This window comes from Mitsuaria sp. 7 (assembly GCF_001653795.1).
Lineage (GTDB): Bacteria > Pseudomonadota > Gammaproteobacteria > Burkholderiales > Burkholderiaceae_C > Roseateles.
Genome location: NZ_CP011514.1, coordinates 4,777,235 through 4,798,792 on the forward strand (window position 1 = coordinate 4,777,235; position 21,558 = coordinate 4,798,792).

The following is a 21,558-nucleotide window of genomic DNA, read 5'->3' on the forward strand; positions in this document are numbered from 1 at the left end:
TGCCTGCGATCGATCGCGAGATCAACCGCTGATGGCGGCCGCGCCGCTGACGATTTCCGACAGTTCCTTCGTGATCGCGGCCTGGCGGGTCTTGTTGTAGACCAGCTTCAGCTCACCGATCAGCGTTCCGGCGTTGTCGGTCGCGGCCTTCATGGCCACCATGCGCGCCGATTGCTCGGACGCCATGTTCTCGGCCACGGCCTGATAGACCAGGGCTTCGGTGTAGCGCACCAGCAGCTCGTTGATCACGGTCGGGGCATCGGGTTCGTACAGGTAGTCCCATGCGTGACCCGCGGCATCCGTCTCCAGCGACTCGGCCGTCAGCGGCAGCAGCTGCTGCACCACCGGCTCCTGCTTCATCGTGTTGACGAAGCGCGTGTAGCAGAGATAGACCGCCGACAACTTGCCGTCCGCATACGCGTCCAGCAGCGTCTTGACCGGGCCGACCAGCTTCTCGAGCTGGGGGCTGTCGCCGAGCTGCGTCGCGTGCGCGACGACCTTGGCGCCGATCCGGTTCATGAAACCCAGACCCTTGTTGCCGATCGCCACCACTTCGGACTTCTGACCCGCCGCTTCGACTTCCTTGAGCTTGGTCGTCGTCGCGCGAAGCAGGTTGGTGTTCAGACCACCGCACAGACCCTTGTCCGTCGTGACCACCACGAAGCCCACCGACTTGGCGTCCGGGTTCGCCACCATGAACGGGTGACGGTACTCGGGGTTGGCCTTCGACAGATTGGCGGCGATGTTGCCGACCTTCTCCGCGTACGGACGGGCCGCGCGCATCCGATCCTGCGCCTTGCGCATTTTCGAAGCCGCGACCATCTCCATGGCCTTGGTGATCTTCTTGGTGTTCTCGACCGACTTGATCTTGCCGCGAATTTCCTTGCCTGCTGCCATGATTTCTCCTGTGAGGGCCGGGTCTTGCCTGACGTCAGCGAGACCCGGTCATGGTTGCTTAGGCGAAGGACTTCTTGAACGACGTGATCGCGGCGTTCAGTTCAGCTTCCGCATCCTTGTCCATCGCCTTGTCGTTCTCCAGCTTCGTCAGCAGGGCGGCATGCGAGGTCTTCAGGAACTGGTGCAGGCCGTGCTCGAAGGACAGGACCTTCTTGACCTCGATGTCGTCCATGAAGCCCTTGTTCGCGGCGTACAGCGACGCGCCCATCAGGCTGATGGACAGCGGGCTGTACTGCGCCTGCTTCAGCAGTTCCGTCACGCGGGCACCGCGGTCCAGCTGCTTGCGGGTCGCGGCGTCCAGGTCGGAAGCGAACTGCGCGAAGGCAGCCAGCTCACGGTACTGGGCCAGGTCGGTACGGATACCGCCGGACAGCGACTTGATCAGCTTGGTCTGGGCAGCGCCACCGACGCGCGACACCGAGATACCGGCGTTGATCGCGGGACGGATGCCGGCGTTGAACAGGTTGGTTTCCAGGAAGATCTGGCCGTCGGTGATCGAGATGACGTTCGTCGGAACGAAGGCGGACACGTCGCCGGCTTGCGTCTCGATGATCGGCAGCGCGGTCAGCGAGCCGGTCTTGCCCTTGACTTCACCCTTGGTGAAGGCCTCGACGTACTCGGCGTTCACGCGGGCGGCGCGTTCCAGCAGACGGCTGTGGAGATAGAACACGTCGCCGGGGAAGGCTTCGCGGCCCGGGGGACGGCGCAGCAGCAGCGAGACCTGACGGTAGGCGACGGCCTGCTTGGACAGGTCGTCGTACACGATCAGCGCATCTTGACCGCGGTCGCGGAAGTACTCGCCCATCGTGCAGCCGGAGTAGGCCGACACGTACTGCATCGCAGCGGATTCGGACGCGGAGGCGGCGACGACGATGGTGTAGTCCATCGCACCGGCGGCTTCCAGGGCGCGCACGACGTTCTTGATCGACGAAGCCTTCTGGCCGATCGCGACGTACACGCAGGTCATGTTCTGACCCTTCTGGTTGATGATCGCGTCGATCGCCACGGCGGTCTTGCCGGTCTGGCGGTCGCCGATGATCAGCTCGCGCTGGCCACGGCCGACGGGCACCATCGAGTCGATCGACTTCAGGCCGGTCTGCACCGGCTGGTCGACGGACTTGCGGGCGATCACGCCCGGGGCGACCTTCTCGATGACGTCGGTCATCTTGGCGTTGATCGGGCCCTTGCCGTCGATCGGCTGACCCAGCGCGTTCACCACGCGGCCGATCAGCTCGGGGCCGACCGGCACTTCCAGGATGCGGCCCGTGCACTTCACGGTGTCGCCTTCGACGATGTGCTCGTAGGCGCCCAGGATCACGGCGCCGACGGAGTCGCGCTCCAGGTTCAGCGCCAGACCGAAGGTCTGCGTGCCATCGGCGGCGACCGGGAACTCCAGCATTTCGCCTTGCATCACGTCGGACAGGCCGTGCACGCGCACGATGCCGTCGGACACGGACACGACGGTGCCCTGGTTGCGCACGTCGGTGGACGCGCCAAGGCCTTCGATGCGGCTCTTGATCAGTTCGGAAATTTCAGCAGGATTCAATTGCATTGCTTGCTCCCAGCGGCATCCCGCCGAAGCGGGACACCAGGGTGAATCGGGGGGATCTCAGGCAGTCGGGCCGAAGCCTGAAGCCGAGGCTTCAGGCAGTCAGCGCCACTTTCATGCGTTCCAGACGGGCCTTCACCGAGGTGTCCAGCACCTCGTCGCCGACCACCACACGGATACCGCCGATCAGGCCAGGCTCCAGCTCAACCTGCGCTTGCAGCTTGCGGCCGAAGCGCTTCTCCAACGACGCGACCACGTCGGCCAGCTGGGCCGGCTCGATCGGGAACGCGCTGAAGATGTGCGCATCGGACACGCCGGAAGCGGCGTTGGCCAGTTCGTGGAACTGCTGGACCATCGCCGGCAGCGCCGACAGGCGGCCGTTGGCGATCACCTCGCGCAGGAAGTTCTGAACGCCGGGCACCAGCGACTGGCCGCTCGCCGCGGACACCACCTGGAACACCTGGTCGGTGGTCACTTTCGGGTCTTCGGCGAACTGGCGCAGTTGGCTGTCGCCGGCGACGAGCGCCAGCGCGGCGAGCTGCTCGTTCCAGGTCTTGAGGTCCTGGGAGGACGCGACCTGGAACAGCGCTTCGGCGTAGGGACGGGCAATGGTTGCGAGTTCAGCCATGATTACAGCTCCGTCTTGAGACGGTTCAGCAATTCGGCGTGCACGCCGGCGTTGACCTCGCGCTGCAGGATCTGCTCGGCGCCCTTGACGGCCAGCGCGGCGACCTGCTCGCGCAGGGCCTCGCGGGCGCGCACCGACTGCTGCTCGGCTTCAGCCTTCGCAGCGGCGATGATCTTGGCGCCTTCGTCGTCCGCACGCTTCTTCGCTTCGTCCACGATCGCGGCGCCGCGCTTTTCAGCGTCGGACAGCAGCTTGGTGGTTTCGTTGCGGGTCTGCGCCAGTTGCTCGTCGACCTTCTTGTTGGCGTTGGCCAGTTCGGCCTTGGCCTGGTCGGCGGCGGTGAGGCCGGCACGGATCTTCTCCGCGCGCTCGTCCAGTGCCTTCACGATCGGTGGCCAGATGAACTTCATCGTGACGAACACGAGAAGCGCAAACGGGATCCACTGGATGAAGAGGCTAGCGTTGATATTCACGGCACGATCCTTTCAGTCGTGAAAGGGTTCGGGCTCTATCAGCGAGCGACGGTGGCGAGCAGCGTGGCGGCGAACGGGTTGGCGAACGCGAACAGCAGGGCGATGGCGACGCCGATCAGGAAGGCCGCGTCGATCAGGCCGGCCAGGATGAACATCTTGGTTTGCAGTTCGTTCATCAGCTCGGGTTGACGGGCCGACGATTCCAGGAACTTGCCGCCCATCAGCGCGATGCCGATGGAAGCGCCGATCGCGCCCAGACCAACGATGATGCCGCAAGCCAGAGCGACCAGACCGAGGATGTTTTCCATGTTTTGCTCCTGAGAGAGTTAGATAAAGAGAAAGGGAAAAGGAATCGAGAAATCGCAGGGATCGAGCTGTCCGTCCGGATCAGTGCGCGTCGTGCGCCTGGCCCAGGTAGATCAGCGTCAGCATCATGAAGATGAAGGCCTGCAGCGTGATCACAAGGATGTGGAACAGCGTCCAGACCGTGCCGGCGAGGACGTGGCCGATGGCCAGGCCGATGCCGGTTCCGGTCAGGGCCCAGCCGCCACCCATCAGGGCGATCAGCATGAACACCAGTTCGCCGGCAAACATGTTGCCGAACAGTCGCATGCCATGAGAGACCGTCTTGGCGACGAACTCGATGATCTGCATGAGGAAGTTGAACGGCCACAGCAGGAAGTGGTCGCCGAACGGTGCGGCGATCAGTTCGTGGCCCCAGCCGCCCAGACCCTTGATCTTGACGCTGTAGAAGAACACCAGCGCCAGGACGAAGGTCGACAGGCTCAGCGTGGTCGACAGGTCGGCGGTCGGCACGACGCGCTGGTAGGCGTGGTGCGCGTCATGGGCGACGTAGTTGGTGAACAGCGTCGGCAGCCAGTCCACCGGCAGCATGTCCATGAAGTTCATGAAGAAGATCCACACGAACACGGTCAGGGCCACGGGGCCGATGACCCGGCGGCTCTTCTCGTTGTGGATCACCGACTTGGCCTGGTTGTCCACCAGTTCGACCAGCATCTCGATGGCCGCCTGGAAGCGGCCCGGCACGCCGGCATGAGCCTTGCGTGCGACACGCCAGAGGAGGAACACGGCGATCAGGCCGAGGACCGTCGAATAGATCAGCGAATCGAAGTTGAAGACGCTGAAGTCGACGATGCCCGTCTGCTTCACATCTTCGAAGGCGAAATTCTTCTGCCAATGCTGCAAATGGTGGGTGATGTATTCACCCGAAGTCGGCGCGTGCCCTTCTGCTGCCATGGTGGTTGTTTCCGTCTCTATTTTCTGATTCGACCCCGCCTAAGCAGGGCCAGCCAATTTGCCTTCAGGGTCACGACGAGGGTCGAGAGCATTGCCGCCCAACTCAACGATGCGAAACCCACGGCGACCGCCACCAGGATGGCGACCGCCAGAATGATCTTCACCAGCTCCCAGACCGCGAACGTGAGCATCGGAGTGCCCGCGTCCCTGGCTGATCGCCGCGTCATGCCCCACGCCATCAGGGCGTTCGGCACGACGACCGAGACGGCACCGAACAGCGCCGACCAGGTTTTGTCGGCTTGCAGGGACAGCAGCCCCCACAGCGCGACCATGATGGCGCCCGCCGCCGCCTGCCAGGTCAACAACGACCAGACCGACATCGCCGGGAGCCGGGCCCGCAAGTCCTGCGCTTCTTCTCGCGTCAGGGGCTTGAAAGCCGGTTCGCCACCCGCATTTCCTTCTGTTCCATCGTCCCAGGCATCCTGGCTGGCGGTGCCGCGGTCGTTCGTCGGAACGGGCCGGGGCGGCGCTGCGGGCGACGCAACGGGTGCGTGCGCTGGATGGGGATTCACGGCGTCAGGGGGCGAGCTGCAAAACCACGGGATTATAGGGGTTCTGGCCTGACGAACCCTTAACAGGCCGTGGTGCCGGCCCATCCGCGCCGACTTGACAGCCCGCGCGAACCACGACTAGGGCTCTCCCGAGCCCTGTTCATCGGCTTCCGGCATCACTTGTGGCACCCCCTCGGCACGCGATGTGAGCGATGTTGCGCGGTGTGCGCGCAACACCTGGCCCCACGCGGCCTCAGGCTTCCCAGTGCGCGAACTGTACCGGCAAGCCGGCCACGGGCACGCGCATCTTCAACACGCAACCAGCCCAGGGCTGGGCGGCGAGCTCCGCCTCGCTGCGCTTTTCCCGTGCGGTGGTGACGAAAAGGGTGCGCATGTCTGCACCACCGAAGGTCGGCATCGTCGCGCAGCGCACGGGGAGCTCGACGCGCGTCAGCACCTCGCCGGACGGCGAGAGCCGCAGCAGCTGCTGCCCTTCCATCATGGCGATCCAATAGGCGCCCTCGACGTCGACGGCCGCGCCATCCGGACGGCCGCCGTAGGTTTCCAGCAACTGTTCCGGCGCGCGCTTCTCGAAGCTGGCGAAGACTTCGCGTTCGCCAACCGTGCCGGTGTCGACGTCGAAACTCAGGCGGTAGATCTCATGGGCCTTGGTGTCGGCCCAGTACATCGTGCGGCCGTCCGGGCTCCAGGCCAGGCCGTTGGACACCGTGATGCCGTCCTGGACCTGTTCGAAGGCACCGTCGCGCAGGCAGTAGAGCGCCGATTCCGGCTGACGCGCGTCGTCGATGGTGCCGACCCAGAGACGCCCCTTCGCATCGGCCTTGCCGTCGTTGAAGCGGCGCTTGGAAGCGTCGTACGGCGGATCGAGCAGTTTCACGTAATCGCCGGTCGCCGGGTCGAAGCGCCACAACCCGTTGCGTTGCGGGATCAGCAGCTTGCCGTCGGTCAGCGGCACGACACAGCCCGGCTCGTCGTTGAGCGCCCAGCGGGTCGGCGCATCGGCGCCGTTGTCGAGCCGGAACAACGCCTTTCCCGGGATGTCGACGTAATAGAGGCATTGCTCCAATGGATGCCAGAACGGCGACTCGCCGAGCAGCGCCGGCGTCAGCGACGCGGGTTCGAGGCGGAAAAGGTCGTCCGAGGACGTCGTCGAAGCGGCATGGGGCTGTGAGCTCATGCCCCGATGCTATGCCGGTAACCCGGCGAAACCGCTCACCCTCTCGACGAACGGGCCGGGATCAGTCCAGATCGACCTTCAGGTAATGCGCCCCGGCGATCGGATTGAAGTAGTACGGCGGGATTTCCTCGAAGCCGAGGCTCTCGTAGAGGTCGCGCGCGGCCTCCATGTCGTCGAGCGTGTCGAGCAGCATGCTGGAGTAGCCCGCCGTGACGGCGCGATCGATCAGCGCCTGCGCCATCGTGCGGCCCAGGCCGAAACGGCGGAACGCGGGGCGGATGAACAGGCGCTTCATCTCGCAGGCGTTGGCGTAATCGGAGTCGGTCATCGGCCGGAATCCGCCGCAACCGGCGATCTGGCCGTCGACCAGCGCCAGCAGCAGCGTGCCTTGGGGCTCGTCGTACTCGCCGGGCAGCGAGGCCAGTTCCTGGTCGAAGTTCTGGAAGTCCAGGTCGATGTCCAGGCTCTGCGCGTATTCGCGCATGATCGCGCGCGCTTCTTCCCACAACGGGGGCGAATCGGGGCAGATCAGTCGTATCTCAGGCGTGTCCACAACGGGCGAGTGTAGCGAGGCCGTTCTGGCGATCAAGTGTCGCGTCTAGGGGCGCTCATCAAGGACCGGCGGCGGGACCGTGAGCCATGAAGCCGGGACGGGTCAGCAGGCGCTGGTACCAGGCCTCGACCGCCGGCAGATCCGCGTGCGCGATCGGCGCGGCGCGCCAGCGATGGGCGGACAGGCCCAGCACCACATCCGCCAGCGTGCACGTGTCGCCGAGCACGAACGGCCCACCCGAGCGCGCAAGCTGCCCGTCGAGCATCGTCATGTGCCGGTTCCAGTTCGCGACGCCGGCCTCGATCAACGCGGCGTCCTGGTGCTGGGCGCTCTGGCGCACCGTCGCCATGAACGCGTAGCGCCAGCTGTTGTTCAACTCGCCGCCTTGCCAGTCCATCCACATCTCGACGAGCGCCCGCCGGCGGGGCTCGACGGGCAGCAGGTCGACGCGCGCCTCGCGTTGCGCGAGGTATCGGCAGATGCTGTTGCTCTCCCACATCGAGAACGGCTGTCCGCCCTCGTCGATCAGCACCGGCATCATCGCGTTGGGGTTGAGCATGCGGAAGGCCTCCGCCTTCACGTCGACGTCCTCACGCGTCAGGTCCAGGCCCAGCTCGACACCGGTCCACAACACCTTGCGGACGTTGATGGACGCCGGGCGTCCGAGCACGCGAAGTCTGCTCATGACGATGTCGCGGATGCCGCGGGCTCACCGGCCTCAACGGGCGCAACGGGCGCAACGGCCGCAAAGCCCAGCACCACGCGGCGCGTCCTGGCCGACTTCTTCTCGATCTTCGTGACGACCACCGCGCCGATCTCCGATGTGTTGGCGACATGCGTGCCACCGCAGGGTTGGAGGTCGACGCCATCGATCTCCAGCAGGCGCACGCGACCCGTGCCGCGCGGCGGCTGCACGCTCATGCTGCGCACGAGGGTCGGATTCGCATCAAGCTCCTCATCGCTGATCCATCGGTGGCCGACCGGATGCGCCTCGGCGACGAGCCGGGCGATGCCGGCCGTCAGCGCATCCTTGTCGAGCGGATCGGTCATGTGGAAGTCCAGCCGCGCATAACCCGCGGTGATCGAGCATCCGTCGACCGGATGCGGCACCAGCGCGCACAGCAGGTGCGTCGCGGTGTGGAAACGCATGTGGGCATGACGACGCGCCCAGTCGACGCGCGCAGTGACCGGCGTGCCGGCATCGAGTCCGCTCAGGTCCTGATCGGGCGCGGGGAGGTGCAGGATCTCACCGTCTTCGCCCTTTCGGGTATCGGCGATCAGCAGTTCGCGTCCGCCGGGCAGCGTCAGCGTGCCGGCGTCGCCGGCCTGACCGCCGCCCTGCGGATAGAACACCGTGCGGTCCAGCAGCAGGCCGCGCTCATCGGCACGAAGCAGCGTCGCCTCGCACTCGCGCAGCTGCGCATCCTCGCGGAAGAGATCCAGTGTCGCCACTTCAGCGGGCGGCCGGCAGCACGTCGTCGAGGTCGCCGGACTGCGTCGGCGCATCGGACAAGGTGCCTTCGATCGCCTCCAGCTCGACCGTGCCCTTGGGCGTCGAGAGCTGCGCGCGCAGGCCGTCGCGGGCCTCGAAGCCCAGCAGCTGCACGCCGCTTTCCGGCAGCTTGTCGGTCGGATGGGCGTCGCCCTTCCATTCGATGGGCACGGGCAGTCCTTCCTTGCGCAGCCGGCGGCCATCCTCGCGCAGCGCGATGCGCCAGCTCAGATCGCCGCGGGCGGCTTCGACCGCCTCGCCGGCATCGACGCCTTCACCCGACCAGGTGGCCAGCGTCGCGTCCAGGCTCTGCACCCGCGCGACCCAGTGCAGCAGCGACGGACCGTCCTCCTTCAGGCGTTCGCGCACGGCGGGCTGGTCCAGGTCGAACCAGCGCGGCCGGCCCGGATCCGGCGCTTCCGGATCGATGGCGATGATTTCCAGGTAGCAGCGCGGATAGGTCGGCGGCCCGCTGATGTTCAGCAGCAGGTTGTGCGTGCCCATCAGCGCATGGCGCCCACCGGGTTGAGGGGACACGCCGAGGACGCGCTCGCACCAGGCGCGACCCTCCTCGAGGGTGTTCGCGGCGACAACGAGATGATCGACTTCCATGCTCATGGCTTCACAACCTCATCTGACCGTGGATCAATGGCGTGACATCGCCGCCAATCCAGCAATGTCCACCCTCTTTCGCCACATGCACCCGGCCGGCACGCCCGAGGGCGGCGCCCTGGGCGGCCACATAGCGATCGGGCGCCAGACCGGCGCCTTGCAGCCATAGTGCCAGACCCGCGTTGAGGCTGCCCGTGACCGGGTCTTCAGCGGGGCCGAGTCCGGGCACGAAGGCCCGCACCTCGAATTGCAGCGGCGAACCCGCAGGATAAGCGCCAACGACGCCCAGCTTGAGTCGCCCCATGGACACGTAGTCCGGCTCGATCGCGAGGACCGCCTCGGCCGAGGCCAGGCGTGCAGCCATCCAGTCAGGGCCGTTGTTCACCCAGACGACATCGAGCAGGTCCGCGTCGGCGACGCGCAGCGAGCGCGCCACCTGTTCGCGCAGCGCCGGTTCGACCGGTCCTTCGCGCAGCAGCGGCGGCGCGGCGAAGGCCAGCCGAGCGCCGTCACGACGGATGCGCACCAGGCCGATGGCGCATTCCTGCACCACCTCGCCGGGCCGCTTCGGATCCCCGCCGCTGGACAGCCACGCGTGGCACGAACCCAGCGTCGGATGCCCCGCGAAGGGCAGTTCGCCGCCCGGCGTGAAGATGCGGACGCGGTAGTCGGCCTCGGGATGCGTGGGCGGCAGCAGGAAGGTCGTTTCGGAGAGATTCGTCCACTCGGCGAACTTCGCCATCGTGGCGTCGTCCAGGCCCGCACCGTCGATGACGACGGCCAGGGGGTTGCCCTTCAGCGCCTCGGCGGTGAAGACGTCGACTTGAACGAAACGGCGGAGTTCGGACATGCGGAACCTCGGAAAAACAGGACGAGTCGATCCGTCCCGCCTGACGCGGCGGTGACGGGTGACGGGAACAGGGGACAGCCCGCCGGAGCGGGCGGTCAGAGCGGGCCACGGACCGGACGAGCCGGTCCGCCGATCAGGGCGCCGTTTCCGCGGTCGTCAGCGCGAGCGCCTCGTGCAGCACGCGGCCGAGCTTGTCGACGCCTTCGGCGATCAGGTCCGGTGTCAGCGTCACGAACGACAGGCGAAGCGTGCGCGTGTCGGGCTGGTGCGCGTAGAACGCGGCGCCCGGCACGTAGGCGATGCCGGCATCGACCGCGCGCGGCAGCAGCGCCATCGCGTCCAGGCCTTCGGGCAGGCGGATCCAGAAGAACATCCCGCCTTCCGGGGTCTGCCATTCGCAGCCCGGAGGCAGGGACTCCTCCAGCGCCTTGGCCATCGCATCGCGGTTGGCCTTGTAGCGGGCGCGGATCTTGGGCACGTGCTCGTCCAGGAACCCGCCCTTGATGACCTCATGCACGACGCGCTGGTTGAAGCCCGGCGTGTGCAGGTCGGCGGCCTGCTTGGCCTGCAGCAGCTTCGGGTAGAGCTCGCTCGGGGCGACGATGTAGCCCAGGCGGAAGCCTGGCGTCAGCACCTTGGAGAACGAGCCCAGGTAGATGCTGCCCTCGGGCCACAGCGAGCTCAGCGAGGCCGGCGGCGCCTGGTCGAACCACAGGTCGCCGTAGGGGTTGTCCTCGACGATGGGCACGCCGGCCTTGCGGGCGGCGGCGACCACGGCCTGACGGCGCTCCAGGCTCATCACGCGGCCGGTCGGGTTCTGGTAGTTCGGGAGCAGGTACGCGAAGCGCGTGCCCGGCGCATCGTGCGGCAGCGCCTCGATGGCCGAAGGCAGCGGGCCTTCGTCATCGCTGGCGAGGCTGGCGAAGATCGGCTCGTACGGCGTGAAGGCCTGCAGCGCGCCGAGGTAGGTCGGCGTCTCGACCGCGACCGGCGCGCCCGCGTCGCACAGCAGCTTGCCGACCAGGTCCAGGCCCTGCTGCGATCCGCTGGTGATCAGCACCTGGTCCGGCGACGCGTTGATCCCCAGCGTCGCGACCTTGGCCGCGACCCACTCGCGCAGCGGCGCGAAGCCCTCGCTGGCGGCGTACTGCAGCGCTTCCTTCGCGTTGTGCGTCAGCACGCGGTCGCAGGCCGTCTTGATGGCGTCCACCGGGAACGTGTCCGCGCTGGGCAGGCCGCCGGCCATGGACAGGATGCCCGGCTTCTCGGTGACCTTCAGGATCTCTCGGATGATGGACGGGTTCATGCGCGCCGCGCGGCGGGCCTGCGTCCAGGGACTGCGGTTCATGGGGGTGTCTCCGGTTGAGCGGGCCAGTCTAAGGGGTCGACCAGCACAGGACCAATACACTGCGCCATACCACCGCATGATCTGTATCGGCATGGACACCAGCACAGCCAACGCCAGCATGAGCGCCCCCAACAGCGCGAATGTCGCGCCGGTCGCCCTCTCCCGCAACGCCAGCCAGCCGCTCGCGCAGCAGCTGGCGCAGCGCTTCGCGGCGCGTATCCAGCAGCGGCTGCTGCTCCCGGGGGCGCGGCTGCCCTCGGTGCGGGATTGCGCGCGGCATCACGGCGTCAGTCCGTACACGGTCGTGGCGGCCTACGACCAGTTGCTCGCGCAGGGCCTGCTGGAGGCGCGGAAGAAGCGAGGGTTTTTCGTTCGCGAAACCCGGATGCCTGCGCCCCGGGCGCCGGTCGCCCATGACGTCGCTCCCGCGCCACTGCCGCCGCCGGTCGATGCCAGTGCGCTGATCCGCGGCATGTTCCAGGCGGATGCGCGGCGCTCACCTGGGCTCGGCACCTTGCCAGCGGAATGGCTGGACCTGGGGCTGCTGCAGTCGACGCTGCGCCGCCTCGCGGCCAACGCGGACGATGCCCTGATCTCCGGCTACGGCGAGCCGCTCGGCGACGAGCGCCTGCGGCGCGCGCTGTCGCGGCGGCTGCTGGACATCGCGGTCCAGGCGGCACCGGACCAGATCATGAGCACCGTCGGCGCGACCCACGGACTGGATCTGATCACGCGGGCCTTCCTGGAGCCCGGCGACGCCGTGCTGGTGGACGACCCGGGATGGGCGATCGAATACGCGCGCCTGTCCCAGGCCGGCATGCGGCTGCTGCCGGTGCCGCGTGGCGCGCACGGCCCGGACATGGCGGTGATGCGGCGGCTCATCGAGGAACACCGGCCGCGCATGTACGTGACCGTCTCGGTGCTGCACAACCCGACCGGCGCGACGCTGGATCTGGCGCATGCGCACCAGGTGCTGCAGCTGGCGCACGCGCACGACCTGCTGATCGTCGAGGACGACACCTATGCGCTGTTTGCGCCCAACCACGCGCCGCGGCTGGCTGCGCTCGACCAGCTGCGGCGCACGATCTACGTCTCCGGTTTCTCGAAGATGCTCTCGCCGGCGTGGCGCGTCGGTTTCGTCGCCGCGAGCCCGGAACGCATGGCGCGCCTGACCGACCTGAAGCTGCTGGCGTCGCTGACGACAAGCCCGCTGATGGACCGCGCGGTCGCGCTGTGCCTGGAGCAGGGCCTGCTGCGCAAGCACGCGGAGCGGATCGCGGCGCGACTGGTGTCCGCGCGCCAGCGCTGCGTGCGCCTGGCCGAGGACGCCGGCTGCCGCTTCGCCGCGACGCCGGCCGGCCTGTTCGGCTGGGTCGACGTGGGCGCGGACACCGAGCGCCTGGCGCCGGTGATGATGGACCAGGGCTGGCTGATCGCGCCCGGCATCCTGTTCAGCCCGACGCGCACGCCGGGCACGCTGATGCGGATCAACTTCGCGACCTCTCAGGATCCGAAGTTCTGGCAGGCGCTGGAGCGGGCGCGGGAAGCGCTCAAGCGCTGAGTCGCGGACCGCTGAGTCGCGGACTCATGGCAACCATCGGCGTCCCGGGGGTTTGCTGAGGTCGGGAGGGCCTCACGGAAGCCAGCGCCTTCAGGGCGTGTCGAGCGGCGGCGGAGTGCCGGAACCCGTCGCTCTCCGGATCGGCGTCCCAAGCGACGCCGCCGACCGGATTGGCCCATGGCGCACCCGCCTGGGAACGAGCCTCGCAGCGATTCAAATGGGCGGCGACACGATCCGGCCTGATGCCTCCGTCGCCCGCCAACTTGGCAAACTCGTCGATGGTATTGAACAGCGCAGAGCCCTCGTCGCCGAAGGGCTCGGCCATGGACGCTAGACAGATGAGCGCGGCCATCCGTTCCAATGCCTCGCGATCGAGCGCGCGGCAACGCGTCAGGAACTGCTGCGGCGATTCCTCCATCCAACGCAGCATCAACGCCGCCGGCGCATGGAACCCGCGCCACACCAGATCCGCATAGGCTCTTGCTGCGGGACCCACGGGACCACGGGGCGGAACGATGCGTCCGCCGCAAAGGGTGCTCAGCAGGGATTGACATTGATCCCAGGTGTCGTCGTGGAGCTCCTGTGTCGGAGACAAGCTGGCCGTCAGTGGCTCCAACGCCTTCAGGTCGAGCACCTGTTGCGTGGAGGCATACAGCCGCAGCCAGTCCTTCCACTCCGGAAGTCCTCGCCGATCGGCGATCCCGGCCAGGACCGTCAAGTGTTTTCCGGTTGACGCCGTATCGCCTCGCCAAGCGCACAGGAAGTCGTCGCCCTGCCAGGGCGTGCGCCGCTCCTGGGAACTCGGGCGTTTCAACGCGTGCCGGCACAGGGAGGACATGACGGCATCGAACATCGGGAGTTCAAGCCGTTCGCAGGCACTGGCCATCTCACGCGCCGAGGTGTCGGCGCCCAGCCATCGCCAGAGCAACGCCCCCAGCAGATCCGCGCCCTGCGCCCATTCACGCTCCCAGCCGTCGACCTCGGGCGCCGGGAGATGGCTGGCGTGGTCGAGGAACGAATCATTCCGGAGCAGGAACAACGCTTCCGCCATTCGCCGCAGGCCGTCGCTTGACCAAGCTTCGGACGCACGCGCCCGTTTCACCGCATCGGAGAACCGCGCCACGGGATTGCGCACGACGTACCGGATGCTCCCGACCGCCGGCACGACGGGCGTACCGGGCAGCCCGCCGTCCGCGGACGGCAAACCGCAGGCGACGGCCTTCTCGCGCAACATCGCCAGGGCTTCTTGTCGAGTCACAGACCTGGCGCAACCCGACGGCGCGGGTGCCGTCTGATGCAAACAATCGAGGGTGCGTTGCATGTCCGACGCATCGAGCCGAGCGAACGCTTCGACCACAGGGTCCGAGGCGTTGTCCAGCCAGGACCAGATCAACGCGCCGACCTGCTCGCGCGCTCGACGAACATCGTCGGGATACTTGTCGAAAGCCTTCGCCTGCGCCAGGTCGTCGGGACGACAGGTCAAGGACAGCACATACTGCAACCGTGCCCATCGATAACTTGAAAACGGCGCTTCGGCGCAGGGCACGCGCAGACAACGCTCTCGCGTGGCGGCATCCTCCGGGACCCACCGCGCAAGCAGTTCGACATGCTCGGGCAGTTTCAGGTCGGGCCATTGCCCGCAGCGCTCGCCGAGCCTCACACTCGCCGGGCCGCGAACATCCCAGTGGCGGACATCACTGCCGGATTCCAGACTCACCCAGCCCCAGGGCTCACGCGATCGGGTCTGGCAGGCGTCAACGACCAGACGATCCACCGTGACAGGTCCGGACAGATCGACCCATCGGGCAACGAGCGCCCCGTTCACATCCGTATAGCCGCGAAGCTTGACGAGCCCGTCCTCATTCGAAATGCCGCCGCGGGAGAAGTGGACGTCGTCATGGAAATTGCTGTTCCGGGCGAAGACGACGCCCCGGCCGCTCATGACGGGCGCTTGGACGAAGCAGGCGTCGAACGAGACATCGCCAGACACCGTCCGAACCGAAACGGCACTGCCCTCCCGGTGCCGATTCAACCTCATGTGCGCGATGTGCACATCGCCGCTCGACGCCTCGACGCTCGCGGTGACGGTCCCCGTCGGCACGCCGTCGACCGGGGCAAAGTCGGTGCGTCGCACGCCCGCGGACAGGCGGATACAGCGGTTGTCCGGGTCCTGGAAGCGATGGCGATGCTCGGATGGCGGTTGAGTCGCCGTGACCGGATCCGGCTGCCCCCCGGCAGCGGGTGCCGTCGACGGGACGAGCGACGGACGGCGGCCCAAGCAAGATCCAAAAGGCAATGTCATCTCCTCAAAGAAGGTTCAGTCGCCAACCGACCTCCGCGGTTCCAGCGCCGCACCGATCGACGCGCCTAAGATCCGCGCTCATGACGAACACCCCCTCCTCCTCTCCTGCCGATCTCGGTGCCGCGCTCGCCGAGGCCTGGACCACCGACGCCCTGCTCGACGATAGCGCGTGGTCGCTCCCCGGTGAGGCGGCCGCCTACGTGGCGCAGGCCGAACTCGCGAAGCGGCTCGACTGGCTGTCGCCCGGCCGGGTGCAGTTCTGGAAGTGCGGCGGATCGTCGCGCGAGGGCGCGCTGGGCAGTTCGCCGCTGCCGCCGCAGCGCGCGCGTGAAGTCCGCGGCCTGCGCAACGGCGGTGACTTCAGCGACGTGACGCTGGTCGGCGCCGAGGCCGAGATCGCCCTGCGCCTTGGGCAAGACGTGACCCCGGAGATGGCGGCGGCGCTGGTGCCCGGTCAGGCCGAACACCTGATCGACGCGATGTGCGTCGCGGTGGAATGGCTGGGCTCGCGCTGGCAGCGCGGCCTGGCGGCGGACAACCACCTGCGCCTGGCCGACGCGCAGACGCACGGCGCGCTGGCGCTGGGTCCGTGGCAGGCGTGGAAGCCCGGTCACGACTGGGCGAACCAGCCCTGCGAACTGATCGTCGAAGGCCAGACGCCCATGGGCGGCCTCGGCGGCCATGGCCTGAACGACCCGGCCTGGGTCGTCGCCGGCTGGCTGCAGATCGCGACGCGCGGCGGGCTGACGGTGCCGGCGGGCAGCGTCGTCACGACGGGCTCGTGGCGCGTGGCCACGAAGCTCGCCAAGGGCGCGACGGTCACCGCCCGCTACGAGGGCCTGGGCGAACTCGTCGTCCGCTGCTGAGCGCTCCCGCCCAGGCGCGACGACCTCAGGACATGAATCGGGGAAGACGGATCTCGTCGGCCATCATCTGGCAGATCGCGGGATAGCGCCCGAAGCTGGAGCGCCATGACCGGGCGGCGTGATCACCCGGAGGTCGTCGAAGGCGGCCGTCGTCGCCCCTGCCCTCGACGCGGTCGAGCGAACGCGTCACCGCATCGGCATCGGGCCGGATGTCGCGCAGGACAGCCCGGATCCCTTCGAACCGGGCGCTTCCCTGGTGCTCAACGCCGTCCCGCATCGCCGACACGAAAGCGGCGGCGACCACATCGGCGACATCCTCCTGCGAGCTCGCCTTCAAGGCCTCGACCAATCGCGCGCGGGCGACGTCCGAGCCCGCCCACGCCAGCATGATCCGGCCGATCCCGGCCGTGCTGCCGTGGATGATCGGCGTCATGTTCGAACGCGCCGGCGGCGTCGCTGCCGTTCGCAGCGCGCGCAGCGCCTCCACGGCATCGCCGAACACTTGCGGCGTGCAATCGCCGGCCACGGCGGGCGCCTTCGCGAGCTGCTGTCTCAGCGCGTGCAGGGCGGGGTGGAGCGGCTGCCTCGACCCGCACACATCGCGATCACGGGGGTCCGGATCCGACCATCGATAGCGACCCGCCACCCACACGGTTTGCAGGTCGTCGGGGTCATCGATCGACATGAGCATCCGGACCGGCTCCATGAAGGTGTCGTCGGTGTCGGAGTCGCAGTCGGGATACCCGGGATCGGGTCGGACATGTCCGGAATACGGATTCGAACCCGGGTTCGAAAGCGGGTTCGAAAGCGGCATGGGATCCTCTGCAAAAAGTGAGATCCCTCTGTCCGCGCCGGCATCGTCGGGGTTCCGACGACACCCTCCCCGTCACCTGTTGTCCAGCAGTTCCCAGCGCTGCATCAGGACGAGCAGTTCCTCATCGATCTCGGCGCTGCGGTTCGTCACTTCGGTGATCCGGCCGGCGCCCTGCTGGTACAGCTCGGTGCTGTTGAGCAGCGCCTGCAGGTGCTTCTGCTCGGTCTCGAGCGCGCCGATCTGCTTGGGGATCTCGTCCAGCTCGCGCTGCTCCTTGTAGCTGAGCTTGCGCTTGGACGCGACGACCGGCGCCGGTGCGGGTGCCGGGGCAGGAGCCGGCGTGGGCGCCGCGGCCGGGGCCTGACGTGCCTTGATCTCGGCGGCGCGCTGCGACTGCTGCAGCCAGTCCTCGATGTCGCCTTCGTACTCGCGCCACTTGCCGCCGCCTTCGCTGACGATGGTCGAGGTCACGACGTTGTCCAGGAAGCGCCGGTCATGGCTGACCAGGAACACGGTGCCGTCGTATTCGGCCAGCAGTTCCTCGAGCAGCTCCAGCGTCTCGATGTCCAGGTCGTTGGTCGGTTCGTCCAGCACCAGCACGTTGGCCGGCCGCGCGAACAGGCGCGCCAGCAGCAGCCGGTTGCGCTCGCCGCCGGACAGGCTGGACACCGGCGATTCCGCCCGCGCGGGCGAGAACAGGAAGTCGCTCAGGTAGCTCTTGACGTGCTTGCGCTGGTTGCCGATCTCGATCCACTCGCTGCCGGGGCTGATCGTGTCGGCCAGCGTCGCGCTGAGGTTGAGCGCGTCGCGCATCTGGTCGAAGTAGGCCACCGACATCTTCGTGCCCAGGCGCACCGCGCCGCTGTCCGGCGCCAGCTCGCCGAGGATCATCTTCAGCAGCGTCGTCTTGCCGGCGCCGTTCGGGCCGATCAGGCCGACCTTGTCGCCGCGCAGGATGGTGCCGGTGAAGCCGTCGACGATCACGCGGTCGCCGAAGCGCTTGGACACGCCCTCCAGCTCCGCCACGATCTTGCCGCTCGAATCGCCGGTGGCGACATCCAGCCGCACCTTGCCCTGCACGTCGCGGCGCGACTGGCGCTCGTTGCGCATCTCGTGCAGCCGCTGCACCCGCGCCACGCTGCGCGTGCGACGGGCTTCAACGCCCTTGCGGATCCAGACTTCCTCCTGCGCCAGCATCTTGTCGAAGCGCGCGTTCGCGAGCGCCTCGTTCTCCAGCTCGTAGGCCTTGGCCGCCTGGAACGCGGCGAAGTTGCCGGGATAACCGCGCAGCTGGCCGCGGTCGAGCTCGACGATGCGGTTGGCGACGTTGTCCAGGAAGGCGCGATCGTGGGTGATCAGCAGCAGCGAGCCCTTGAAGCCGTTCAGCAGCTCTTCAAGCCAGCGGATCGCGTCGAGGTCCAGGTGGTTGGTCGGTTCGTCGAGCAGCAGCACGTCGGGCTGCGCGACCAGTGCGCGGGCGAGCGCGACGCGCTTCTTCAGCCCGCCGGAGAGTTCGCCGATCTTGCGGCCGCCGTCCAGGTCCAGGCGGTGCAGCGTCTCGTCGACGCGCTGCTCCCAGTTCCAGGCGCCGATCTGCTCGATGCGCTCCTGCACCCAGCCGAGGTCGTCGTTCTCGTCATGCGCCTCGTAGCGCTCGCGCAGGGCCTTGGCCTCGGCGACGCCTTCGCTGACGACGTCGAAGATCGTCGCCTCGGGACGCAGCTCGGGTTCCTGCGGCACGTAGACGCTGGTCAGGCCCTTTTCGAGCTGCAGCAGCCCGTCGTCTAGCTTCTCGATGCCCGCGAGGACCTTCAGCATCGAGGACTTGCCGGTCCCGTTGCGACCGATCAGGCCGACGCGGTCGCCGGTCTCGAGGGAAAAATTGGCGGCATCGAGCAGCGGCACGTGGCCGAAGGCAAGGTGGGCGTTGGAGAGGGAAAGGACAGCCATGAACGCGATTGTCCTCGATGGCGCAACATGGCCTGCGTACTTCCACCGCCGCTGGCCCTCACCCCTGCCCTCTCCCGCAAGCGGGAGAGGGAGAAATACGGCGCATCAGACCCAGACGCGATAGGCCCAGAAGGCCTCGTCCTGGGCGACGCGGCGGCGCAGTTCCTCGGGGCTGAAGCCGCTCAGGCGGCGGGTCTCGCGGCACAGGTGGGCCTGGTCGGCGTAGCCGTGGTCCTGCGCGAGCGCGCTCCAGATGACGGCGCCCTCGTCCTCGTCGAGCTTGCGCACCTGCTGGAAGGCGGCCTCGGCGCGGCTGACCAGACGCAGCGCGCGCAGGCTCTGGCCGCTCCACTGCTTGATGCGGCGCTCCGCCTGCCGGACGCTGCGACCGTGGCCCGCCGCGATCGCGCGCAAGGCCAGATGCTGCATCCAGCCGGCATAACCTCGCGGCGGCGGATCGTCCGCCACCACCTCGTCGCGCACCGTCCGCCAGCGCGGCAGCAGGAAGTCCTCCAGCGTGCGTCGGGCGTCCTGTTCGTCGCGAGCGGCAAGCATCGCGACATCGAGTGCGCGCCACGCCGGATCGTCGATGACGGACAACGGGAGGAACCGGTCCTTGAACGCACTGAGGTCCACGCCGGTCATCGCCTGCAGCGCCTCCGGCCGGATCGCCACCATGAACGCCCGGCAGTCGGGCGTCGCCTGGAAACGCTTGGGGCCGCTGCGCGGGCCGCCGATGACGCTGGAGGGCAGCCATGGGACCGGCCCACCATCGCCATCGGAGGGACCCTCAGTCCCGACGTCCAGTTCCCGCACGCGCCCGCTCAAGGTCCAACTCAGTCCGCACAGCGGCGTCGCGGGGAACCAGCTCTGGCACTGCGCATCGGTCAAGGTCTCGCCTTGCTCGGCGGCCGCCGACAGGTCTCGCCAGAGATAGGCGTAGAAGCAGCCCTCCAGCGCTCGAGGCGGGATGTGCAGGCGTGCGACGGTGCCGGGATGCAGAGGAGCGTCCATGCGTCGCAGTCTAGGCGCACAACACCTTCTTGCTCCCTCTCCCGCTTGCGGGAGAGGGCGGGGGTGAGGGCCAGCGGCGGGGGAAGTACGGGTCCGGACGATGTCGCTTCGATTCAAGACGACCCGACGCGTCGTGGCGACCATGCGACCTCATGAGCCACGTCCTTTCGATCCTCGATACCGTGCCCGGTCCGCGTCCGCGCTGGGCCGGCCTGCCCGAAGTCCTGTCCATGCGCCGCGACTACCTCGGCCACATGCGGCAGCTGCATGAGCGCCACGGCGATGTCGTCCACCAGCGGCTGCTCGGTCTCGACGACTTCAACTTCTTCCACCCCGACCACGTCCGCGAACTGCTGATCGCCGGCCGCGACGGGATGATCCGCTGGGAGCGTGCGACGCAGGTCTTCGCCGATGCGCACGGCCAGAGCGTCCTCGTCGCCGAAGGACCGGCATGGCAACGGCAGCGCAAGCTGCTGCAGCCGGGCTTCGCGCCGCAGCGCGTGCAGGGCGTCCTGCCGTTGATGATCGACGCGGCACAGCGCGCCCTGGACCGGCTCCCCGATGTCGCCGACGGGGGCCGCGACGCCAACGCGGCGGGCGTGGACATCGATTTCGAGCAGCTCATGACCCTTCTCACGATGGACGTGATCCTGCGCACGCTGTTCTCGACGGGCGACGGCGAGGCCGTCGTCGCCGAGGCGTCCTGGGCGGTGCACGAGCTCGGCAAGGTCGCGATGGGCGAGATGTACGTGCCGTTCAGTGCGCCGCTGTGGGCGCCGTGGAAGCGCGGCAAGCGCCGCGCGTTGCGCGCGCTGGACTCGCTGGTCCGCGGCCATCTCGCCGCGCGCCGGGCGGGCGGGCAGCGCGGCGACCCGACGCCGGACGATCTGCTCGCGATGCTGATGTCCTTGCGCGACGCCGACGGCGCGGCGCTGTCCGACACCGCCCTGCGCGACGAGTGCATGACGACCTTCCTGGCCGGCCACGAGACCAGCGCCGCCGCGCTGACCTGGTGGGGCTGGTGCATGGCCGCGCATCCCGAGGCGCAACGACGCGCGGCCGATGAAGTCGACGCGGTGCTCGGCGGCCGGGCGCCGACAGCGGCGGACCTCACGCGCCTGCCGTGGCTGAGCCTGTGCATCAAGGAAACGTTGCGCCTGTACCCGCCGGCACCGGCCCTGTTCACGCGCCGGCTGACCGAAGAGCGGGAGATCGCCGGCCTGCGGCTCCCGCGCGGCGCGATGCTGCGGCTGACGCCGGGCGTGATCCAGCGCGACCCGCGCTGGTTCGACGAACCGGATGCCTTCCGACCGGAGCGCTTCGATCCTGTTTCCGGCCATCGCGAGATCCCGCGAGGCGCCTGGATGCCGTTCGGCGCGGGACCGCGGGTATGCCTCGGCAGTCACTTCGCGCTGATGGAGATCACGCTGATCGCGGCGATGGTGTTGCAACGGCATCGCCTCGCGCCGGTGCCTGATGCGACACCGCCGACCCCGGTGCTCAACATCACGCTGCGCCCTGCGACGCCGCTGCGGCTGCGCCTGCTGCCGCGCTGAATCGGCGCGCTGAATCTTTTATTCGTG

At 68.1% G+C, this 21,558-nt stretch carries 21 protein-coding genes; 3 read left to right on the forward strand and 18 right to left on the reverse strand.

Going from position 1 to position 21,558, the window contains the following annotated elements:
- Positions 1 to 21: 21 nt before the first annotated feature.
- The 14 genes from atpG to ABE85_RS21080 form a co-directional block, all read right to left on the reverse strand.
- Positions 22 to 897, reverse strand: a complete 876-nt coding sequence (gene atpG, locus ABE85_RS21015; protein WP_067279192.1) for a F0F1 ATP synthase subunit gamma — start codon at positions 895 to 897, stop codon at positions 22 to 24.
- 58 nt (positions 898 to 955) lie between these two features.
- Entirely contained in the window at positions 956 to 2,509 is a 1,554-nt protein-coding gene (gene atpA, locus ABE85_RS21020; protein WP_067279194.1) for a F0F1 ATP synthase subunit alpha, read from the reverse strand.
- A gap of 91 nt (positions 2,510 to 2,600) precedes the next feature.
- Entirely contained in the window at positions 2,601 to 3,134 is a 534-nt protein-coding gene (locus ABE85_RS21025; protein WP_067279196.1) for a F0F1 ATP synthase subunit delta, read from the reverse strand.
- Positions 3,135 to 3,136: 2 nt separating this feature from the next.
- Positions 3,137 to 3,607, reverse strand: a complete 471-nt coding sequence (locus ABE85_RS21030) for a F0F1 ATP synthase subunit B (protein WP_067279199.1) — start codon at positions 3,605 to 3,607, stop codon at positions 3,137 to 3,139.
- Between the two features lie 38 nt (positions 3,608 to 3,645).
- Positions 3,646 to 3,915, reverse strand: a complete 270-nt coding sequence (gene atpE / locus ABE85_RS21035) for a F0F1 ATP synthase subunit C (protein ID WP_067066400.1) — start codon at positions 3,913 to 3,915, stop codon at positions 3,646 to 3,648.
- A gap of 79 nt (positions 3,916 to 3,994) precedes the next feature.
- Positions 3,995 to 4,864, reverse strand: a complete 870-nt coding sequence (atpB, locus tag ABE85_RS21040) for a F0F1 ATP synthase subunit A (protein ID WP_067279202.1) — start codon at positions 4,862 to 4,864, stop codon at positions 3,995 to 3,997.
- 17 nt (positions 4,865 to 4,881) lie between these two features.
- Positions 4,882 to 5,244, reverse strand: a complete 363-nt coding sequence (locus tag ABE85_RS28555) for an ATP synthase subunit I (protein WP_231993149.1) — start codon at positions 5,242 to 5,244, stop codon at positions 4,882 to 4,884.
- 424 nt (positions 5,245 to 5,668) lie between these two features.
- A complete protein-coding gene (locus tag ABE85_RS21050; protein ID WP_067279208.1) occupies positions 5,669 to 6,613 on the reverse strand; it encodes an SMP-30/gluconolactonase/LRE family protein in 945 nt (314 codons plus the stop codon).
- A gap of 61 nt (positions 6,614 to 6,674) precedes the next feature.
- Positions 6,675 to 7,097: a GNAT family N-acetyltransferase gene (locus tag ABE85_RS21055; RefSeq protein ID WP_157522710.1), complete on the reverse strand. Its 423-nt coding sequence runs from the start codon at positions 7,095 to 7,097 to the stop codon at positions 6,675 to 6,677.
- Between the two features lie 127 nt (positions 7,098 to 7,224).
- Positions 7,225 to 7,851: a glutathione S-transferase N-terminal domain-containing protein gene (locus ABE85_RS21060; protein WP_067279213.1), complete on the reverse strand. Its 627-nt coding sequence runs from the start codon at positions 7,849 to 7,851 to the stop codon at positions 7,225 to 7,227.
- Positions 7,848 to 8,672 carry an alanyl-tRNA editing protein gene (locus tag ABE85_RS21065; protein WP_067279217.1) on the reverse strand — a complete coding sequence of 275 codons (825 nt, stop codon included), beginning with the start codon at positions 8,670 to 8,672 and terminating at the stop codon, positions 7,848 to 7,850. Before ABE85_RS21065 ends, ABE85_RS21060 begins: the two co-directional genes overlap by 4 nt.
- Positions 8,620 to 9,270 (reverse strand): VOC family protein, encoded by a 651-nt coding sequence (locus ABE85_RS21070; protein WP_067279220.1) that lies wholly within the window; start codon positions 9,268 to 9,270, stop codon positions 8,620 to 8,622. The genes ABE85_RS21065 and ABE85_RS21070 overlap by 53 nt, the downstream gene beginning before the upstream one ends.
- Before the next feature lie 10 nt (positions 9,271 to 9,280).
- A complete protein-coding gene (locus tag ABE85_RS21075; protein ID WP_067279223.1) occupies positions 9,281 to 10,120 on the reverse strand; it encodes a PhzF family phenazine biosynthesis protein in 840 nt (279 codons plus the stop codon).
- 133 nt (positions 10,121 to 10,253) lie between these two features.
- Entirely contained in the window at positions 10,254 to 11,468 is a 1,215-nt protein-coding gene (locus tag ABE85_RS21080) for a PLP-dependent aminotransferase family protein (RefSeq protein WP_067279226.1), read from the reverse strand.
- Between the two features lie 118 nt (positions 11,469 to 11,586).
- Here ABE85_RS21080 and ABE85_RS21085 point away from each other — a divergent pair, with 118 nt between their 5' ends.
- A complete protein-coding gene (locus ABE85_RS21085; protein WP_067283266.1) occupies positions 11,587 to 13,029 on the forward strand; it encodes a PLP-dependent aminotransferase family protein in 1,443 nt (480 codons plus the stop codon).
- Here the strand turns inward: ABE85_RS21085 and ABE85_RS21090 are convergent.
- Entirely contained in the window at positions 13,019 to 15,307 is a 2,289-nt protein-coding gene (locus ABE85_RS21090) for a hypothetical protein (protein WP_157522713.1), read from the reverse strand. The genes ABE85_RS21085 and ABE85_RS21090 overlap by 11 nt on opposite strands.
- Positions 15,308 to 15,411: 104 nt before the next feature.
- Here ABE85_RS21090 and ABE85_RS21095 point away from each other — a divergent pair, with 104 nt between their 5' ends.
- The gene (locus ABE85_RS21095; protein ID WP_067279234.1) at positions 15,412 to 16,197 is read left to right on the forward strand and encodes a fumarylacetoacetate hydrolase family protein; all 786 of its coding nucleotides are present in this window, start codon (positions 15,412 to 15,414) and stop codon (positions 16,195 to 16,197) included.
- Positions 16,198 to 16,222: 25 nt separating this feature from the next.
- Here ABE85_RS21095 and ABE85_RS21100 read toward each other — a convergent pair whose 3' ends face one another.
- The 3 genes from ABE85_RS21100 to ABE85_RS21110 all read right to left on the reverse strand — a co-directional run bounded on the left by ABE85_RS21100 (position 16,223) and on the right by ABE85_RS21110 (position 19,975).
- The gene (locus ABE85_RS21100) at positions 16,223 to 17,011 is read right to left on the reverse strand and encodes a hypothetical protein (RefSeq protein ID WP_067279238.1); all 789 of its coding nucleotides are present in this window, start codon (positions 17,009 to 17,011) and stop codon (positions 16,223 to 16,225) included.
- A 72-nt stretch (positions 17,012 to 17,083) separates the two neighbouring features.
- Positions 17,084 to 18,961: an ATP-binding cassette domain-containing protein gene (locus tag ABE85_RS21105; protein ID WP_067279241.1), complete on the reverse strand. Its 1,878-nt coding sequence runs from the start codon at positions 18,959 to 18,961 to the stop codon at positions 17,084 to 17,086.
- Positions 18,962 to 19,066: 105 nt separating this feature from the next.
- On the reverse strand, positions 19,067 to 19,975 hold the full coding sequence (locus ABE85_RS21110) for an AraC family transcriptional regulator (protein ID WP_067279244.1): 909 nt from the start codon (positions 19,973 to 19,975) through the stop codon (positions 19,067 to 19,069).
- Positions 19,976 to 20,127: 152 nt separating this feature from the next.
- On the opposite strand from ABE85_RS21110, the gene ABE85_RS21115 reads away from it, so the two are divergent.
- Positions 20,128 to 21,531 (forward strand): cytochrome P450, encoded by a 1,404-nt coding sequence (locus tag ABE85_RS21115; RefSeq protein WP_231993150.1) that lies wholly within the window; start codon positions 20,128 to 20,130, stop codon positions 21,529 to 21,531.
- Positions 21,532 to 21,558 lie beyond the last annotated feature (27 nt).

Coding starts and splice junctions, on each gene's coding strand:
- atpG (WP_067279192.1), bottom strand. CDS start 897: ATGGCAGCAGGCAAGGAAATTCGCGGCAAGATCAAGTCGGTCGAGAAC.
- atpA (WP_067279194.1), bottom strand. CDS start 2,509: ATGCAATTGAATCCTGCTGAAATTTCCGAACTGATCAAGAGCCGCATC.
- ABE85_RS21025 (WP_067279196.1), bottom strand. CDS start 3,134: ATGGCTGAACTCGCAACCATTGCCCGTCCCTACGCCGAAGCGCTGTTC.
- atpE (WP_067066400.1), bottom strand. CDS start 3,915: ATGGAAAACATCCTCGGTCTGGTCGCTCTGGCTTGCGGCATCATCGTT.
- atpB (WP_067279202.1), bottom strand. CDS start 4,864: ATGGCAGCAGAAGGGCACGCGCCGACTTCGGGTGAATACATCACCCAC.
- ABE85_RS28555 (WP_231993149.1), bottom strand. CDS start 5,244: ATGTCGGTCTGGTCGTTGTTGACCTGGCAGGCGGCGGCGGGCGCCATC.
- ABE85_RS21050 (WP_067279208.1), bottom strand. CDS start 6,613: ATGAGCTCACAGCCCCATGCCGCTTCGACGACGTCCTCGGACGACCTT.
- ABE85_RS21055 (WP_157522710.1), bottom strand. CDS start 7,097: ATGCGCGAATACGCGCAGAGCCTGGACATCGACCTGGACTTCCAGAAC.
- ABE85_RS21060 (WP_067279213.1), bottom strand. CDS start 7,851: ATGAGCAGACTTCGCGTGCTCGGACGCCCGGCGTCCATCAACGTCCGC.
- ABE85_RS21065 (WP_067279217.1), bottom strand. CDS start 8,672: ATGCGCCGACGCAGTCCGGCGACCTCGACGACGTGCTGCCGGCCGCCC.
- ABE85_RS21070 (WP_067279220.1), bottom strand. CDS start 9,270: ATGGAAGTCGATCATCTCGTTGTCGCCGCGAACACCCTCGAGGAGGGT.
- ABE85_RS21075 (WP_067279223.1), bottom strand. CDS start 10,120: ATGTCCGAACTCCGCCGTTTCGTTCAAGTCGACGTCTTCACCGCCGAG.
- ABE85_RS21080 (WP_067279226.1), bottom strand. CDS start 11,468: ATGAACCGCAGTCCCTGGACGCAGGCCCGCCGCGCGGCGCGCATGAAC.
- ABE85_RS21085 (WP_067283266.1), top strand. CDS start 11,587: ATGAGCGCCCCCAACAGCGCGAATGTCGCGCCGGTCGCCCTCTCCCGC.
- ABE85_RS21095 (WP_067279234.1), top strand. CDS start 15,412: ATGACGAACACCCCCTCCTCCTCTCCTGCCGATCTCGGTGCCGCGCTC.
- ABE85_RS21100 (WP_067279238.1), bottom strand. CDS start 17,011: ATGCCGCTTTCGAACCCGCTTTCGAACCCGGGTTCGAATCCGTATTCC.
- ABE85_RS21105 (WP_067279241.1), bottom strand. CDS start 18,961: ATGGCTGTCCTTTCCCTCTCCAACGCCCACCTTGCCTTCGGCCACGTG.
- ABE85_RS21110 (WP_067279244.1), bottom strand. CDS start 19,975: ATGGACGCTCCTCTGCATCCCGGCACCGTCGCACGCCTGCACATCCCG.
- ABE85_RS21115 (WP_231993150.1), top strand. CDS start 20,128: ATGAGCCACGTCCTTTCGATCCTCGATACCGTGCCCGGTCCGCGTCCG.